The organism is Saccharopolyspora aridisoli, from assembly GCF_004348445.1.
In the GTDB taxonomy this organism is placed as follows: domain Bacteria; phylum Actinomycetota; class Actinomycetes; order Mycobacteriales; family Pseudonocardiaceae; genus Saccharopolyspora; species Saccharopolyspora aridisoli.
On the sequence record NZ_SMKV01000073.1, the window covers coordinates 1 to 1,412 of the forward strand.

The 1,412-nt window shown below is 65.0% G+C and carries 1 protein-coding gene; it reads left to right on the plus strand.

Annotated elements, in window-relative coordinates:
* The coding region (locus E1161_RS26870; protein ID WP_408012184.1) for an alpha-mannosidase at nt 1-1,412 on the plus strand (1,412 nt) is incomplete at both ends.

A 1,412-nucleotide genomic window follows, 5' to 3' on the forward strand; every position in this document is an offset into this window, starting at 1 on the left:
ACCCCCGACAGCCCACCCCTCTACCAACTCCACCAAGCCGACATCGCCATCCGCCACACCGAAACCGCCGCCCTCTACCACGACGCCGAAGTCCTCGACCAGCTCATGCGCCAGCTACCCGAGAACTCACCCCGCCGCCACCACATCCTCCGCGCCCTCGAACGCATGCTCGACACCCTCGACCTCCACGACATCCCCGGCACAGCCACCGCCGCCCGCAACCAGCTCACCGACACCCTCACCGCACCCGCACACCCCAGCGCCCACCAGATCTCCGCCGTCGGCCACGCCCACATCGACTCCGCCTGGCTGTGGCCCATCCGCGAAACCATCCGCAAAGTCGCGCGCACCATCGCCAACGTCACCACACTGCTCGACCACCACGACTTCCACTTCGCCATGTCCCAGGCCCAACAACTCGCCTGGATCAAAACCCACCACCCCAAGCTCTACGACCGCGTCCGCCACCACATCGACCATGGCGGATTCGTCCCCGTCGGCGGCATGTGGGTCGAATCCGACACCAACATGCCCGGCGGCGAAGCCCTCGCACGCCAACTCATCCACGGCAAACGCTTCTTCCTCGACGAATTCGGCATCGAAACCCGCGAAGTCTGGCTACCCGACTCCTTCGGCTACAGCGCCGCACTCCCACAACTCATCCACCAAGCAGGCAACACCTGGTTCCTCACCCAAAAACTCTCCTGGAACCAAACCAACCGCTTCCCCCACCACACCTTCCACTGGGAAGGCATCGACGGAACCCGCATCTTCACCCACTTCCCACCCGCCGACACCTACAACGCCGAGATCACCGGCGCCGAACTCGCCCGCGCCCAGAACAACTTCTCCGAACACGGCTACGCCAACCACTCACTCCTGCCCTTCGGCCACGGCGACGGCGGGGGAGGACCCACCCGCGACATGCTCGAACGCGCCCACCGCACCCACAACCTCGAAGGATCCCCCCAAGTCCACCTGCACACCCCGACCGAGTTCTTCACCGCCGCCGAGAACGACCACACCCAACCCGCCGTCTACTCCGGCGAGCTCTACCTCGAACTGCACCGCGGCACCTACACCTCCCAAGCCCGCACCAAACAAGGCAACCGACGCAGCGAACACCTCCTTCGCGAAGCCGAACTCTGGTGCACCACAGCCACCCTCAACCACCACACCCCCTACCCCTACGACCAGCTCGACACCCTCTGGAAACAAGTCCTCCTCAACCAATTCCACGACATCCTCCCCGGATCCTCCATCGCCTGGGTCCACCGCGAAGCCGAGCACACCTACACCGACATCGCCGACCAGCTCAACACCCTCATCAACCAAGCCCAGCAAACCCTCACCGGCCCCGGCGACACCCCCATCACCTTCAACGCCGCACCCCACACCCACGACGACATCCC